At 55.9% G+C, this 16,190-nt stretch carries 15 protein-coding genes; 7 read left to right on the forward strand and 8 right to left on the reverse strand.

Annotation, left to right across the window (positions count from 1 at the left end; translation table 11 throughout):
* Positions 1–70: 70 nt before the first annotated feature.
* From glnQ to rhtA, 5 genes are all read right to left on the reverse strand, one after another.
* On the reverse strand, positions 71–793 hold the full coding sequence (gene glnQ / locus LJA86_RS02470; RefSeq protein ID WP_023292945.1) for a glutamine ABC transporter ATP-binding protein GlnQ: 723 nt from the start codon (positions 791–793) through the stop codon (positions 71–73).
* Positions 790–1,449: a glutamine ABC transporter permease GlnP gene (glnP, locus tag LJA86_RS02475; protein WP_003858462.1), complete on the reverse strand. Its 660-nt coding sequence runs from the start codon at positions 1,447–1,449 to the stop codon at positions 790–792. Before glnP ends, glnQ begins: the two co-directional genes overlap by 4 nt.
* 93 nt (positions 1,450–1,542) lie before the next feature.
* The gene (gene glnH / locus LJA86_RS02480; protein ID WP_023310880.1) at positions 1,543–2,286 is read right to left on the reverse strand and encodes a glutamine ABC transporter substrate-binding protein GlnH; all 744 of its coding nucleotides are present in this window, start codon (positions 2,284–2,286) and stop codon (positions 1,543–1,545) included.
* A gap of 362 nt (positions 2,287–2,648) precedes the next feature.
* Complete coding sequence (gene dps, locus LJA86_RS02485) at positions 2,649–3,152, reverse strand: DNA starvation/stationary phase protection protein Dps (RefSeq protein ID WP_008501171.1); 504 nt, start codon at positions 3,150–3,152, stop codon at positions 2,649–2,651.
* 299 nt (positions 3,153–3,451) lie between these two features.
* A complete protein-coding gene (gene rhtA / locus LJA86_RS02490; protein ID WP_008501172.1) occupies positions 3,452–4,339 on the reverse strand; it encodes a threonine/homoserine exporter RhtA in 888 nt (295 codons plus the stop codon).
* 354 nt (positions 4,340–4,693) lie between these two features.
* Between rhtA and ompX the strand changes: the two genes are divergently transcribed.
* The gene (gene ompX, locus LJA86_RS02495) at positions 4,694–5,212 is read left to right on the forward strand and encodes an outer membrane protein OmpX (RefSeq protein WP_008501173.1); all 519 of its coding nucleotides are present in this window, start codon (positions 4,694–4,696) and stop codon (positions 5,210–5,212) included.
* Positions 5,213–5,727: 515 nt separating this feature from the next.
* Here the strand turns inward: ompX and LJA86_RS02500 are convergent.
* A complete protein-coding gene (locus LJA86_RS02500) occupies positions 5,728–7,311 on the reverse strand; it encodes a phosphoethanolamine transferase (protein ID WP_063621229.1) in 1,584 nt (527 codons plus the stop codon).
* A gap of 283 nt (positions 7,312–7,594) precedes the next feature.
* A complete protein-coding gene (gene mntS, locus LJA86_RS02505) occupies positions 7,595–7,723 on the reverse strand; it encodes a manganase accumulation protein MntS (protein WP_008501175.1) in 129 nt (42 codons plus the stop codon).
* A 183-nt stretch (positions 7,724–7,906) separates the two neighbouring features.
* On the opposite strand from mntS, the gene mntR reads away from it, so the two are divergent.
* The 6 genes from mntR to LJA86_RS02535 all read left to right on the forward strand — a co-directional run bounded on the left by mntR (position 7,907) and on the right by LJA86_RS02535 (position 14,921).
* The gene (mntR, locus tag LJA86_RS02510; protein ID WP_008501176.1) at positions 7,907–8,380 is read left to right on the forward strand and encodes a manganese-binding transcriptional regulator MntR; all 474 of its coding nucleotides are present in this window, start codon (positions 7,907–7,909) and stop codon (positions 8,378–8,380) included.
* A complete protein-coding gene (locus LJA86_RS02515) occupies positions 8,377–9,486 on the forward strand; it encodes an anion transporter (RefSeq protein ID WP_032674423.1) in 1,110 nt (369 codons plus the stop codon). Before mntR ends, LJA86_RS02515 begins: the two co-directional genes overlap by 4 nt.
* A gap of 101 nt (positions 9,487–9,587) precedes the next feature.
* A complete protein-coding gene (locus tag LJA86_RS02520) occupies positions 9,588–10,682 on the forward strand; it encodes an HlyD family secretion protein (RefSeq protein WP_048222160.1) in 1,095 nt (364 codons plus the stop codon).
* Positions 10,679–12,250 carry a DHA2 family efflux MFS transporter permease subunit gene (locus LJA86_RS02525; protein WP_048027030.1) on the forward strand — a complete coding sequence of 524 codons (1,572 nt, stop codon included), beginning with the start codon at positions 10,679–10,681 and terminating at the stop codon, positions 12,248–12,250. Before LJA86_RS02520 ends, LJA86_RS02525 begins: the two co-directional genes overlap by 4 nt.
* Positions 12,250–13,773, forward strand: coding sequence for an efflux transporter outer membrane subunit (locus tag LJA86_RS02530; RefSeq protein WP_069719563.1), 1,524 nt, complete (start codon positions 12,250–12,252; stop codon positions 13,771–13,773). The genes LJA86_RS02525 and LJA86_RS02530 overlap by 1 nt, the downstream gene beginning before the upstream one ends.
* 107 nt (positions 13,774–13,880) lie before the next feature.
* Complete coding sequence (locus LJA86_RS02535) at positions 13,881–14,921, forward strand: aldo/keto reductase (protein ID WP_229225552.1); 1,041 nt, start codon at positions 13,881–13,883, stop codon at positions 14,919–14,921.
* 114 nt (positions 14,922–15,035) lie between these two features.
* On the opposite strand, the gene LJA86_RS02540 is transcribed toward LJA86_RS02535, so the two are convergent.
* Positions 15,036–16,139, reverse strand: coding sequence for a succinylglutamate desuccinylase/aspartoacylase family protein (locus LJA86_RS02540; RefSeq protein ID WP_229225553.1), 1,104 nt, complete (start codon positions 16,137–16,139; stop codon positions 15,036–15,038).
* Between the last annotated feature and the right edge of the window lie 51 nt (positions 16,140–16,190).

Consider the following 16,190-nt stretch of genomic DNA (forward strand, 5'->3'; position numbering starts at 1 on the left):
GAGGGGGATTTTTGGGAACAATCTGGCGTAAAAAAGCCGGGCAAGCCCGGCTTTAGCGTCAAGCGAGGGATCAGGAGACGTGCTGCAGGAACTCCTGCAGACGCGGGCTCGGCGGGTTCGCTATCAATTCCTGCGGGTTACCGTCTTCCGCGATACGGCCTTTATCAATAAAGATCAGGCGGGACGCCACTTTCTCAGCGAAGCCGATTTCGTGGGTCACGATAACCATCGTCATCCCTTCTTCCGCCAGATCCTGCATGACCTTCAGCACCTCGTGGCGCAGCTCCGGGTCGAGTGCGGACGTAGGCTCATCAAACAGCATCAGTTTCGGTTTGACCGCCAGCGCGCGGGCAATTGCCACGCGCTGCTGTTGACCACCGGACAGCTCGGAAGGGTAGTGGTGCGCGCGTTCAGCCAGGCCGACTTTCGCCAGCAGATCTTTGGCCAGCGCTTCTGCCGCCGCTTTGTTGGCGCCGCGCACGCGCAGGGGGCCAAACATCACGTTCTCCAGCGCCGTCAGGTGCGGGAACAGGTAGAACTGCTGGAACACCATGCCCGCTTCCTGACGAATCAGACGGTCATCCACTTTCGGGTCATTCACCTTCAGACCGTCGACGATCAGATCGCCGCTGGTGATCTCTTCCAGCTTGTTGATGCAGCGCAGCAGGGTCGACTTACCGGAGCCGGATGGCCCGATAATGACCACCACTTCACCCTGCTGGATGTTCAGATCGATATTGTGCAGCACCTGGGTTGGGCCAAAGTGCTTGGAAACGTTTTTAAATTCAATCACAGGATTTTCATCCTTCTTTCAAGACGACGCAGAACGAAGCTCAGAACCAGAGTAATGATCAGGTAGACCACGGCCACCGCACTCCAGATTTCCAGCGCGCGGAAGTTGCCAGCAATGATCTCCTGTCCCTGACGGGTCAGTTCGGCCACGCCGATAACAATGAACAGCGACGTATCTTTAATGCTGATGATCCACTGGTTACCCAGCGGTGGCAGCATGCGACGCAGCGCCAGCGGCAGAATAACGTGGCGGATCGTTTCGCGACGTGAAAGGCCTAATGCCAGACCGGCTTCACTGAAACCTTTATGAATCGACAGCACCGCACCGCGGGTGATTTCCGCAATGTAGGCGCCTGAGTTGATCATAATGGTGACGACGGCTGCGCTGAACGGGTCGATGCGCAGGTCAGTGAACGCCATAGGCAGGGCGAAGTAAATGAACATGACCTGCACGACAATAGGGGTGCCGCGGATCACTTCGATGAAAACCAGTGCGATGTGGTTTGCAATCCAGCCACCGTAGGTACGGGCGAAACCGGCGACAAGACCGATAATCAACCCGCCAACCAGACCCAGGACCGAAATCCACAGAGTCATTTTAGCGCCTTCAAGCAAGAGTGGAATGGCAGGCCAGATGGCGCTCCAGTCAAACTGCATGATGTATTCCTGTATACCGTGGTGAAAAACGAAAAACGTAGGCCCGGTAAGCGGCAGCGCCACCGGGCGTTACAAACCTGAATTCAGGTGAAATTATTTAGGCTCGGTACCGAACCATTTTTTGTAGATTTCGTTATAGGTGCCGTTCTCTTTCAGCGTTTTCAGCGCGCCGTTAACTTTCGTGCGCAGGTCGTCGCTGCCTTTCGGGAACGCGATACCGTACTGCTGGGCTTCCAGAGACTCGCCAACGGCTTTGAACTTGCCGTTACCGGCTGTTTTGATGAAGTACAGGATGTTCGGCGTGTCGTGCAGAACAGCGTCAGCACGGTTGGTGCCGAGTTCCATGTACGCGTTGTCGATGTTCGGGAACTGACGCAGGTCTTTGGTTTTGATATTGGCTTTCGCGTAATCAACCGAACCGGTGCCGCTCTTCACTGCCACCACTTTGCCGTCGAGATCTTTCACGCTTTTTACGTCGTTATTATCGGCTTTGACCATCACCAGCAGGCCGCTTTTGTAGTAGCCATCAGAGAAGTCGATCGCTTTTTTACGTTCGTCGGTAATGGTGATACCCGCCAGCGCCAGATCAACGTTCTTGGTTTGCAGTGCCGGGATGATGCCGCTGAAGTCCATCGGCTTCAGGGTGTAATCCAGTTTGAGTTCTTTTGCGACGGCGGCCCACAGATCCACATCGAAACCAACGTATTTATCACCCTGTTTGAATTCAAACGGAACGAACGCCGTGTCGGTCGCCACAACCAGTTTGTCGGCAGCCTGAGAGGACACCGCAAAAGCCAGGGTAAGTGCAGCCAGTGAAACTTTTAATACAGACTTCATAGCATTTCCTTTTATATCCACGGGGCGATCCCCTGCGAGAACAGGTGGCACAATGAAAAAATCGTGCCAACTTTACAAGTTATTGTTTTGCAAAGGGGATGATGTCATGCATTGCACAATAAATAGGGCAATGAGGTCTTATTGCACCAAAGTGGAGCACTGTTTTGGTGCGCTTCGTTTGGCTCAACTGACGGGGAGATATTTAGCGTAAATTCTGACGAAAAAACAATCTTCCGTTAACGGTTGTGTGAGGTGATTATTACAATTTCTTCACTTTTGCACGTTCTCAGGCAAAAAACGTGCACCATAGATGTGCAAAACCCTCACCGAAGGGCGAGGGTTTGATAGAAAATTCGTATGAATTATTCGATGTTAGATTCGATGAACCACAGGAACTGATCCAGATCGCGGGAGGCAGCGGTGAAGATGTCTGCGGTATCTTCGTCTTTCGCTTCGCTAATCGCTTTGCGCACATCGTTCGCCACAATCGCATAGCGGTCCGCCAGCTCTTTCAGGTGATCCTGAACGGTATGGATATCCAGCGGATAGCTTTTCAGCGGGGTTTTGCTGTTGATCACCTGCGTGGTGCCCAGCGCCACGCCGCCTAACTGAACGGCACGTTCAGCCATCGTATCGAGGTGGGTAACCAATGCTGTGCGGAAGCCATCCAGCATTTCATGAACGGCAATAAAGTTTGCACCGCGCATATTCCAGTGGGCCTGTTTGGTGATCAGCGAAAGATCGATGAACTGGATCACCTGGCGATTCAGCAACTCAATGGTCGCTTTTTTGTCGCTGTCCGATACATCGTTACGGGTATAAAGCAGATTAGACGCTTTCGTTTTCACCAGTTTAGCGGTACTCATAATCTCATATCCTCTTGATGTTTATGTCCCAGGTAATTACGGAACTAAGTATAGCACCGGATTTTTTCTCTGCGGTTTGGCTGTGCCTATCGGTTTAATAGCGAGAAGGGGGTTGAGAATTTAATTTATTGAAAGTATTTGATAATTTATAAATTGATACAGATCAATCTTAATTGCTGAATGGGGAAGTTAACGCAGAGGAATATTTTGCTGGCAGGCGTGAGTGTGTAAGAAATTATAACGCCTGTGTTTCTGGCCTTTATTCTGCATGGCGTGGAAGCCATGCAGAATATATGGCCTTAGTTGATATCCACTTTCTCAACTTTTGGCTCCGGACGCATGGTAAGCGTCGAGCCCATTGATGCCGCGATAATCGAGCAGAGCGCCAGCGTTTGGGTCAATGTCAGGGTTTCGCCGAGAAACACCATCCCGGAAATCGCGGCAAGCGCAGGCTCCATACTCATCAGGGTGCCAAATATGCGTGTCGGCAGACGCGTCAGCGCAATCATCTCCAGAGAATAGGGGAGTGCGGTAGAGAGAATCGCGACCGCCAGACCGATGGGCATGACGGACCATTGCCAGATAGACTCTGTCGCCTGCGCCATGCCGATGGGCACAAACACGATGGCCGCAATCAGGGAACCCAACGCGACGGTCGCCGGACCGTGCTCTTCCCCAGCGCGCTGGCCGGTGAGGATATAGACAGCCCAGCAGGCACCTGCGCCCAGCGCCAGCGCTGCGCCCGTCAGGTCAATCTCAGAAACGCTCTGGCCCAGCGGCAGCAGGAACCATAAGCCCAGTACGGCCAACACGACCCAGATAAAATCGACCGGACGTCGGGAGGAGAACAGCGCCACCGCCAGCGGGCCGGTAAACTCCAGCGCGACGGCAATACCCAGCGGTATCGTCTGGATGGAGAGGTAGAACAGGTAGTTCATTGCCCCCAGGGAGAGTCCATAAAACAGCAGCGGTAAACGCTGCTCCTTTTTGAAGCGCAGACGCCACGGTTTAAAAATGACCACCAGTATTGCCGTGCCCAGCACAATACGCAGGGCGGTCACCCCGGGCGCGCCAACCAGCGGAAAAAGCGATTTTGCCAGCGAGGCGCCGCTTTGAATGGACAACATGGCAATGAGTATGACGGCTACCGGCAACCAGACCGACGACGTGCGGGATAACCCAGGCATCCTTTCTCCTGTCAGCTTATGTCAAATGAGGTAAAGGTTGCAGTGTAAAGGAAATATGCGGCTACGGTTGAGGTACTGTTGAAAAAAAAGCAGGTGAAATCCGTAAAATGGTTAAGCGCTGGTGGATTTATCGCCTGTCAGATTAGGAATAATCTGGATGAATGTAACTGCGCAGACGCGCACTATGCGCATTTAGTAGTGAAAATTGCATGTGATTTGAAAGAGATAGCTGATGCTGGAAACGTTCTGTTACAGGAAAGGTTTCATTAGACATCACGAATCACAAAGAGTTTCGCAAATTTTTTTGATATATTTAAAACTTACGGACTTACTTGGATCACATTTGAGGTGGTTATGAAAAAAATTGCATGTCTTTCAGCACTGGCCGCTGTACTGGCTGTTTCCGCAGGTACCGCTGTAGCTGCTACTTCTACTGTTACTGGTGGTTACGCTCAGAGCGACTATCAGGGCGTGATGAACAAAGCTAACGGTTTCAACCTGAAGTATCGTTACGAGCAGGATAACAACCCACTGGGCGTGATCGGTTCTTTCACCTACACCGAGAAAGATCGTTCTGAAAACGGCGCATACAACAAAGGCCAGTACTACGGTATCACCGCGGGCCCAGCTTACCGTCTGAACGACTGGGCAAGCATCTACGGTGTTGTAGGTGTTGGCTACGGTAAATTCCAGCAGACTGAAAACGAAGGTCTGAACCGCACTGCAAGCAACAGCGACTACGGCTTCTCCTATGGCGCAGGCCTGCAGTTCAACCCAATCCAGGACGTTGCTCTGGACTTCTCCTATGAGCAGAGCCGTATCCGCAACGTTGACGTTGGCACCTGGATCGCGGGCGTAGGTTACCGCTTCTAATCACTTCGGTGATTAAATAAAAAATCCGCCCACTGTGGCGGATTTTTTTTTATTTTGTTCCCTCCCGCTGTGGGGAAAGGTCCCTGGTAACTTTAAACCAGAAGCGATTCAGGTTTTGAAGTGAAATGATTAACCTTCAGCGATGCTATGGTCCGGCTGTAAATCGCCGAAGCGTTTCCGTAAGGCCGGGGCGAGGCGCAGGGATGCGCCGAGAGGGCGTGGCCTGCAGGGATGCAGGCTCATGCCCGACCCGATAGCCTGAAGGAATAAGCTGAGGGTACCGCGAAGCGGCGATTTACCGCCGGGAGCCCGGGTCGCCAGGGTGGTGGCGACTGAGCCACCCTGGCACGTTCACCGGTGATGTCGTTACAGAGTAGCAAGGAACATAAAGTGAACGGAATGACCACCAGAGCCGTATGTTCCCCCTCATCCCATCCCTCTCCCTCAAGTGAGAGGGAGTCGTCCGTGCAGGCCTCAGCCCTGTAGGAGAGGACCAGGGTGAGGGCATCAGACCGCTACTTACTCTTAATATCAAAAATATCCGTACCCAGATGGTTGTAGTCAACTTTCTGTAACTTGAAGTTGGTAACGTACACTTGGGGAGCTTTCTTGTTAGAGACAAACGGGTAAGCGTTTTTTATCTGCCCGGCGGTAATCCCCGTCCACTGCGAGAAAAACTGCAGGAAATCATTCGCTGAACGACGCGCTTTAATGACGCGATGCGTTTTATCGTCACTCGACAGCACCATAAACGGCACCTGGAAGTTCTGCTGGAACTTGTCATCGTGCGCCAGGTACTGCACCTCTTTCCCGCGCTCCTTAAACGCCAGCCCGTGATCCGAGAAATAGACCAGGGAGAAGCTGTCGCCCGTATTGCGCAGCTGATCGTAGAGCTTGCTCAGCAGGTCGTCGGTTTGCGTCATGGTGTAGAGATAGCAGGAGGTCTCTTTGGACTGCACGAACTCCGCGTATTTTCCGCCGGTCCGATCGCAGGCCTGCGGGTGCGATCCCATCAGGTGCAGGACGATCAGCTGAGGCTGGGTGCGCGGGGTCGCGAAGACCTGCGCCGTCATTTTCAGCAGCGCTTCGTCTTTGGTATTTTTGTCGGCTTCAAAGTCGCCATTTTTCAGGAACTGCACTTCGTCAGCCCGTTTGGCGATGCTGGCAATCGCCGTATCGTATTCGCCAATTTGCCCCTGATTCGAGAACCACCACGTCTGAAAACCTGCGCGGTTTGCCAGGGTGACGAAATTATCCTGATACTGCGGTTTGCCATCCACCACCCGATTAAGGGTCAGGCCGAGCGATTTCTGCGTTGAGCCACTGGCCGCGACATAATCGGTAAACAGGGTGCCTTTGACCGAACTGGCAAACGGGGTGTTATCCCAGTGGCCGCCAAACGCCCCCATTGCATCGCGACGCGCGCTTTCGCCAATCACCACCACATAGGTGTGATATTTCGGCTTAACGGCCAGCACGTTCCAGGTGTCTTTCATATTGGAAAGCTCAGCCATGCGGGCCTGTTCGTCGAGAACCTCTTTATTATTTACAACGACGTCTTTCACGAAGCGGAAAACCGGATAGCCGATGTTAATAAGTCTTAGCTTACCGTCCCAGGGAATATTCTGGATGGGGGCGACAAACGCCACGGCAACGCTGAATACCAGACAGAGTATGTCGATCTTACCCCAGGATTTTTTCTCGCCCGGCTGACGACGGATGGCGATAACGCCCAACGCGAAGATAAAGAGCCCGACCACGTAGCTGTACCACGGGAAGATCGTCAGGATCTCCGTCGACTCTTCCATATTGGTCGAATGCAGCGCCAGCAGGGTATTAAAGTTTGGCGAGCCGTACGCCTGACCAAACGGAAAATAGAGTGCCGCAACCAGCGAACAGATGCCGATTAATGCTTTTTGCGCGCGCGGCGCGGCTCGCCACAGCACATGCAGAATGCAGGTGAAGGCCACCGCGTAGAGCAGACTAAAGGGATAACCGAGCGCAAAGTTAATCAGTAATGACTGCAAAAAGTAAAACCCCGTCCACGGGCTTAAGGCCCGGCTGCGGGTCACAACGGTATCTATCAGGGTTAAATTCATAGGTCACTATCATGGATGAAAACGCCATGTGCTCACCCTGGCGTCAAGGGTCATAACCTGCCTGACAGTGCGTGGAGAGGGAATGAGGGTCCGCTTCAGCGAGCCGCAAATTGTGCAGGGCTGCAAGAAGATAGTGCGAGCGCTAAATAATATCAACACTTGCTAAGCAGATGTTTTGCGAAGGGGATTGCAAATCCGTAAAAAAGATCGGGAATAGGGCGGCTGGAAGCCAGTTTATAGCGAAAATGTGACGGGGAAATGAAGCGGCGTACCGCGACGCCGCTTAGTGGGAAGGTTTGTCATCCTGATGCGGTTTGCCGTTAAACATATCGCACAGCATGTTCAGCAGCATTAAGCGCACTTTAAAGGGTGAGTGGGTAAACACGGTCATGCACCTCTTGAATTCGTTCATAAGACCTCCTGATTTTTGATCCCTTCGATCCGTGAAGGGTGACTGCATTACATACAGATATAGCACAGGCTATATTGTATAGCTATGGCTATTTCGTTAATTTTTTGTGCTTGTGGAGGGATGGTTTACAATGTGCGCTCTCGATACCGGGCGCTGGAAGCGTCACCCCACTGAGGAAGTACAATGAACCGTCGCGCAGGTAAGCCAACCATTAAAAAAACGACGCAACTGGTGAATGTTGAAGAGCATGTCGAAGGTTTTCGCCAGGTCCGTGAAGCGCACCGGCGTGAACTGATTGATGATTATGTTGAACTCATTTCCGATCTGATTCGTGAGGTCGGGGAAGCGCGTCAGGTCGATATGGCCGCCAGGCTGGGGGTATCGCAGCCAACTGTCGCAAAAATGTTAAAACGTCTCGCCTCCGTGGGCCTAATCGAAATGATCCCCTGGCGCGGGGTCTTTCTGACACCAGAAGGGGAGAAACTCGCGCAGGAGAGCCGCGAGCGCCACCAGCTTGTCGAGAATTTTTTACTGGTGCTGGGCGTCAGCCCGGAGATTGCCCGCCGGGATGCGGAAGGAATGGAACACCACGTCAGCGAAGAGACGCTGGTGAAGTTTCGTGAGTTTACGCTTAAATATGGTCCCTCCGCTGAATGAAAATCCCTGGACTGCAGGCCCTGGCACGCGATCGTTTCTTCCATCTCTTATTACTCATTGGCGCAGGGTTAAGCCTCTTTGTGCCGTTTGCGCCGCAGGCCTGGCCCGCTGCCATTGACTGGCGCACCATCATTACCCTGAGCGGCCTGATGATGCTCACCAAAGGGGTCGAGCTGAGCGGCTATTTTGACGTGCTGGGCCGTAAAATGGTGCGCCGCTTTGCCACCGAGCGCAGGCTGTCCCTGTTTATGGTGTTCTCCGCCGCGGTGCTGTCGACGTTTCTGACCAACGACGTGGCGCTGTTTATCATCGTGCCCCTCACGCTCACTCTGCGTAAGCTTTGCGAGATACCGGTCAGCCGGCTGATCATCTTTGAAGCGCTCGCCGTTAACGCCGGTTCTCTGTTAACGCCTATCGGCAACCCGCAAAATATCCTCCTCTGGGGACGTTCCGGGCTGTCGTTCGCCGCCTTTACCTGGCAGATGGCGCCGCTGGCGCTGGTGATGATGCTGTCGCTGATGGCGGTGTGCTGGTTTGCGTTTCCGGATAAAAAACTGCAATACCACAGCGGCACCACGGGCCCGCAGTGGCAGCCGCGTCTGGTCTGGAGCTGTCTCGGGTTATACATCGTCTTTCTGTTCGCGCTGGAGCTGAAGTATGAGCTGGCGGGTGTCCTGCTGGTCGCCGCAGGCTTTGTCGTCCTGGCGCGGCGCGTGCTGGTCAGCGTGGACTGGACCCTGCTGCTGGTCTTTATGGTGATGTTTATTGATGTGCATCTTCTCATCCAGCTTCCGGTGCTGCAGAACGTGCTGCACAGCGTCAGCACGCTGTCTCAGCCGGGACTGTGGCTGACGGCGATTGGCCTGTCGCAGTTTATCAGCAACGTGCCGTCCACCATTCTGCTGCTCAACTATGTTCCGCCGGACACGCTGCTGGCCTGGGCGGTGAATATCGGCGGGTTTGGGCTGTTGCCCGGCTCGCTGGCCAACCTGATTGCCCTGCGCATGGCCAACGACCGTCGTATCTGGTGGCGCTTCCATCTCTGGTCGATACCGATGCTGGTTTGGGCCGCGGCAATCGGTTTCGGAATATTCCTTCTCATATAGTGCGCAATTTGTCAGTTTTTCCTGGCAAACGTATAGCAACGTCCTAGCTTTAGTGAACGGCATAGTGTGATGCCGCTCACTGACAGGACCGTTGCTGAACTATGGCTGAAGATCAAAATAAGCCTGCTGACGAGCAGGACAAAAATAATAATGAGCGTAAGCGCCCGGGCAAAAAACCGTTAATTATCCTCGGCATTGTCGTGGTGGTGATGGTTGTCGTGGCGCTGGTCTGGTGGTTTTTAACCCGTAACGAAGAGACGACTGACGACGCCTTTACCGACGGCGACGTGGTGACGATTGCCCCGAAAACGGCAGGCTACGTCACCGAGCTGCGGGTGCGCGATAACCAGCGCGTGAAAAAGGGCGATCTGCTGGTGGTCATCGATCCGCGTGATACCACCGCGCAGCGCGATCAGGCTCAGGCCCAGCTTGGGCTGGCCATCGCGCAGCTGCATCAGGCTCAGGCGCAGCTGGCGCTCTCAAAAGTGCAGTATCCCGCCCAGCGTGACGAAGCCAAAGCGCAGGTGCTGAAAGCGCAGGCCGATCTGGCGAACGCGCAGGCGGAGTACCGTCGCCAGCGCGGCGTCGACCCGCGGGCAACTACCCAGCAAAGCATTGATTCCGCGAACGCTCAGCTGCGCAGCGCGCAGGCGGGGCTGGCCAGCGCCCAGGCGCAGCTGGAGGTGGCAGAGCAGGTCCAGCTGCAAATCCGCCAGCAGGAAACCAACGTTGAAGCGCGCGAGCGTCAGGTCGATCAGGCGAAAGCGCAGCTGGAAACGGCCAATCTGAACCTCTCTTACACCGAAGTCCGCGCCCCGTTCGACGGGTTTGTCACCAAACGCAACGTGCAGCCCGGCACGCTGGTGCAGGCGGGTACGGCGCTGTTCTCCCTGGTTTCGCCGAACGTGTGGGTGGTGGCGAACTTCAAAGAGTCCCAGCTTGAGCGCATGAAGCCCGGCGATAAGGTCACCGTGTCCGTCGACGCGTGGCCGGATATGGCGCTTGAGGGCCATGTTGACAGTATCCAGCAGGGCAGCGGCTCGCGCTTCTCCGCCTTCCCGGCAGAAAATGCCACCGGTAACTTTGTCAAAATTGTGCAGCGCGTGCCGGTCAAAATCGTGATTGATAAGGGGCTCGATCCGAACAAACCGCTGCCGCTGGGGCTGTCGGTTGCGCCGAAGGTGACGGTGGAATGACGGATCACAGCCACGACAGCTGGAAGCCCGCCAGCAACCCGTGGGCGGTGGCGATTGTCGTCACCCTGGCGGTGTTTATGGAAATTCTGGACACCACTATCGTCAACGTGGCGCTGCCTCACGTGGCAGGCTCGCTCTCGTCCAGTTACGACGAATCCACCTGGGTGTTAACCAGCTACCTGGTCGCGAACGGCATCGTGCTGCCCATCTCGGCGTTTCTGAGCCGCGTCTTCGGCCGCAAGCAGTTCTTCCTGATCTGCATCGTCATGTTCACCGTCTGCTCGTTCCTCTGCGGCATCGCCACCGAGCTGTGGCAGATCATCCTGTTCCGCGTGATGCAGGGCTTTTTTGGCGGCGGACTACAGCCCACGCAGCAGTCGGTACTGCTCGACTACTTCAAGCCGGAGGACAGGGGCAAAGCCTTTGGGCTCTCGTCCATCGCGATTATTGTTGCACCGGTCCTCGGCCCGACGCTGGGGGGCTGGATCACCGACAACTACTCCTGGCGCTGGGTGTTCTTTATCAACATCCCGGTGGGGATTGTCACGGTGCTGGCGATCTACCAGTTGCTGGAAGATCCGCCGTGGGAGAGCAAGTCAAAAGAGAAGCTGACTATCGACTGGACGGGGATCGGCCTGATTGCCCTGGGGCTGGGCTGCCTGCAGGTGATGCTTGACCGGGGGGAAGATGAGGACTGGTTCTACTCGAACTTTATTCGTACCTTCGCGGTGTTAACGCTTATCGGCATTATCGGTGCCATTTACTGGCTGGTGTATGCCAGAAAACCGGTGGTGGATCTGCACTGCATGAAGGACCGCAACTTTGCCATCTCCAGCCTGCTGATGGCGGGGATGGCGATGATTTTGTACGGCAGTTCCGTGGTGATCCCGCAGCTGGCGCAGCAGGACCTGGGCTATACCGCCACCTGGTCAGGGCTGGTGCTGTCGCCCGGGGCGGTGCTGATTGTGCTGACCATTCCGCTGGTGCTGAAGCTGATGCCGGTGGTACAGACGCGCTGGATTATTGCCTTTGGCTTTACCTGTCTGGCGGTGTCGTTCTTCTGGTCGCGCACGCTGACCCCGGATATCGACTTCGAGACGCTGGTGCTGTTCCGCAGCGCCCAGTCGCTGGGGCTGGGGTTCCTGTTTGTGCCCCTGACCACCATTGCCTTTATTTCGATTCCAAGACGGCTGAATGCCGATGCGGCTGCGCTGTTCACCATGTTCCGTAACGTCGCGGGCTCGGTCGGGATCTCGCTGTCGACGGCGGCCATCACCGAACGATCCCAGGCGCACAGCGCGCATCTGGCGTACCACGCCTCGCCGTTTAACGAGCAGTTCCAGCAGGCGATACGCGAAAGCGCCCAGGCGATCCAGAACTTCACGACCCAGGTGGGAGACCCCACCGGCATCGCCACCGGACGCCTGTATCAGACCATGATCGAGCAGTCGCGCTTTTTGGCCTACATCGACGTCTTCACCATCCTGAGCGCCGTGGCCTTGCTATTGATTCCGTTTTGTTTGTTGCTCTCGCCGGTTAAGAGCGAGGGGAGTGCAGGAGCACATTGATGATACACAGACGTTTACACCCCCTGATGATAATGATGCTGCTGGCAGGTTGCGCCGTCGGGCCGGACTATCAGCCGCCCGCGCCGCCTGCCGTTACGCACTGGAACGATAAGGGCGACAGCGCGGTAAAATCGCAGACGACCTCCGCCGCGACCAACCCGCGCTGGTGGAAGACCTTCGGCTCGTCACAGCTCGACAGCCTGGTGGAACGCGCCATCGCCGGGAACCTGACGCTGCAGCAGACGGTGCTGCGCATCGCCGGCGCGCGCGAACAGATTAACCAGGCGGGCGGGGCATTTTATCCGTCGGTGAACGGCAATCTGCAGGCGACGCGCCAGCAGCTCGGGCTGGAAGGGGAGCTGAAATCCCACGGCGTGTATGACCAGGTGGATAGCATCGATCCCGCTCTCAAGGGCGCGCTGGGACCGCTAACGCAGCCGATCAACCTCTACCAGGGCAGCTTCGACGCCCAGTGGGAAATTGACCTGTGGGGTAAGGTGCGTCGACAGGTGGAAGCCGCCGAAGCGCAGCAGAAAGCGGCTATCGAGCAGCGTAACGACGCGCTGGTGTCGCTGGAGGCGGAAGTGGCGCGCGCGTGGCTCCAGCTGCGCGGGGCGCAGAGCGTTATCGCCACGCTGAACACCCAGATTAAAAGCGCGCAGCAGACGCTGGATCTGACCGAGAGCCGCCAGCGCGGCGGGCTGTCGCCGCAGATGGACGTGGAGAATGCGCGTGCACAGCTGGGTAACCTGGAGGCGCAGCTGCCGCAGTACCAGGCGCAGGCGCGTCAGGCGATGAATGGCCTGGCAATCCTCCTGGGCAAGCCGCCGGGGGCGCTCGATGCGGAATTACAAAGCGTGCAGCCGATGCCCGCGCTGCCGGATATCGTGCAGACCGGCATTCCGTCGACGCTGGCACGCCGCCGTCCGGACGTGCGTGAAGCGGAGGCGAATCTTCATGCCGCCACGGCGCAAATCGGCGTCTCGGTGGCGGAGTTGTTCCCGAGCTTTACCCTCTCCGGGCAGTTTGGCCTGCGCAACAGCGAAACCAACTGGCTGACCGACTGGAGCAGCCACTTCTACAGCTTTGGCCCGCAGGTCTCCATTCCCATCTTCCAGGGCGGTCGGCTGGTCTCCAGCGTGAAGGTGGCGCGCGCGCAGCAGGGGGCGGCGGTGCTGGACTATCGTCAGACGGTGCTCACCGCGCTTGGCGATGTCGAAAATGCGCTGGTGAGCTATCGCACAGACCAGCAGCGTGAAGCGGGTCTCGCAAAAACGATCGACGCCCTGCAAAACGCCTTTGACCTGGCGAGCGACAGCTATCGTCAGGGGATCGCCAGCTTCATTGACGTGCTGGACGCCCAGCGGCAGCTGGCCCAGGCCGAGCAGCAGCGCGCGCAGGCGCAGGTGCAAAGCGCGCTCGATCTGGTGGCGCTCTACAAGGCGCTCGGCGGCGGCTGGGAGCCGTATCAGCAGGTGCAATTACCGGACTACAGCGTCTTTGGCGACGCCCCGCGCGGATAAATTTTCAGAGGATTGGGCAAGAAACGGACAGGAACGCCACATTCGCGATGGCTGAGGGGCGGGTATAACTATCGGGTACCCCTTAAACGACATGCGAGGATTATCTTATGCGTTATCAAAAACTGGGCAACACCGGTCTGTTCGTTTCTGAACTGTGCCTCGGCACCATGACCTTCGGCGGTGAAGGCGGCATGTGGGGCAAGATTGGTCAGCTCCAGCAAAGCGAAGCAGAACAGCTGCTGGGCCGCGCGCTGGATGCCGGGATCAACTTTATCGATACCGCGGACGTTTACTCGGAAGGGCGTTCGGAGGAGATCACCGGCCAGGCGCTGAAAAACCTGAAAATCCCCCGCGAGAACGTGGTCGTCGCGACCAAAGTGTTCGGCGAAACCGGAACGGCAGGGGTGAACTCGCGCGGCAGCTCGCGCTATCACATCATCAGCAGCGTGAAGGAGAGCCTGCGCCGCCTGCAGCTCGATCATATCGATCTCTATCAGCTGCACGGCTTCGACCCGGCCACGCCGATTGAAGAGACGCTGTATGCGCTGGATAACCTGGTGCAGCACGGCCACGTGCGCTATATCGGCGTCTCGAACTGGGCGGCGTGGCAGATTGCCAAAGCGCTGGGCATTTCCGAGCGTCTCGGGCTGGCGCGTTTCGCATCCCTCCAGGCGTATTACACCATCGCCGGACGCGATCTTGAGCGCGAGCTGGTGCCGATGATGCAGAGCGAAGGCGTCGGGCTGATGGTCTGGAGCCCGCTGGCGGGCGGCCTGCTGAGCGGAAAATATGGCCGCGACGGGCAGAGCGAAGCCGGTGGTCGTCGTCTGGAGTTTGATTTCCCGCCGGTGAACAAAGATCGCGCCTTCGACTGCGTGGACGTGATGCGCACTATCGCCGAAAGCAAGGGTGTCTCCGTCGCGCAAATCGCGCTGGCGTGGTTGCTGCACCAGAAAGCGGTGACCAGCGTCATCATTGGCGCGAAACGCGTTGAACAGCTGGACGACAACATTGCCGCCACCGGGATCCGTCTCAGCGAAGACGAGCTTAAACAGCTGGATGCGGTGAGCGCGCTGCCGCGGGAATATCCTGGCTGGATGCTGGAGCGGCAGGGTGAGTATCGCCGTAATCAGCTCGCGCAGCAGTAACATTCCGCATCAGGTAATTTTTTAATTTGTTTGCCCCTCGTTGCAGCAGTCGGCAAAAGCTGTTTATTTCATTAAGCATGCTTTTGCCGATTTAACGATGGGCCGTGGCGGCAATCAGCAACCGTCTTTGCAGGTTGCCGCTGGATTTTGCTCAAGGACTCTTACCAGCAGGGCTCGGGGTTCTCTAACTACATCTGTTCCAATTGACAGTACTTTGCCGTCCCGTTCTGCTGAATACTTCGCGACAACATCACCGAACGCATTTCGCTGCAGGGCGACCTCTTGTCCTGCTTTTACCGTGTCGCCGGGTTTAACGAAAACTTCCGCAAACCCACCTGTGGTTGCACGTATTGAACTGATAGCATTACCAATATACGTTTTATTGCTGCTGGCGGTTGCGCCGATTTTGCCTTCAATAACCTTGTAGTGGATCAGTACATTGAGGGCACCCTCTAAGCCCCGGGCAATCATATCCTGCTGGTAAATCCTCGGTTCTCCCGTCTCGGCCGTTATCGCCGGGATACCATTTTGAATAAAGGTTGTCTCCATTGAGCCGGCTTCGCCGGGATCTTTCTTAATTTGATCGGCCGGAAAAAGTTCTGCAATCGTCCGGGCATCCGCATTGCGGTAGTCGGCATAAATGAACAGCGGATAAGCCGTTCCGGTAGACTGGGTGTGATAGTCAATCGCCAGGTCTACATTTCCCTTGTAAACCTTATTCCACATCATCCATGCCTGACGCTCAGCAGAGTTACCCGTTTCTTTTCCTGGATGTACGCGGTTGTAGTCGATCGTCTCACCACCATCGGTTGAAACAGACCATGTCCGGGAAACCCTTTCAAGACCAGAACGGTTTGGGCCAATAATACCAATAACGCTTCCTTTCATTTTGGCGGGGTCCAGTTGTTCCATTACTTTTTGGACGATGCGAACCCCATTTAGCTCATCCCCGTGGACGCCCGCCTGCAGCAGAACTTTCTTCCCGTCCGTTTTTCCTTTTGCCACCATGATGGGGACATACCAGCGCTGTCCCGTTCCTGTCTCAACCCCCTCGAACATGAAGCGATGTTGTCCTGCTGTCAGGTCAGCTACATCCAGAGTCGAGATAACAGGTACTCCCTGCACCTTATCACCCGTATACACCGTTGCCGCGTGAGTCATTGAGCATGACAACGCTAAGCTAAGAGCGAATGCGATACGGCTAGTAGATATCTTCATGTGCGTCATTTTCCATTTGATAAAGTTGAGATTTTTATTTTCCGGCCAGGG

The sequence above is a fragment of the Enterobacter sp. TCD1-1 genome (assembly GCF_020567405.1).
Classification (GTDB): Bacteria; Pseudomonadota; Gammaproteobacteria; order Enterobacterales; family Enterobacteriaceae; genus Enterobacter; species Enterobacter quasiroggenkampii.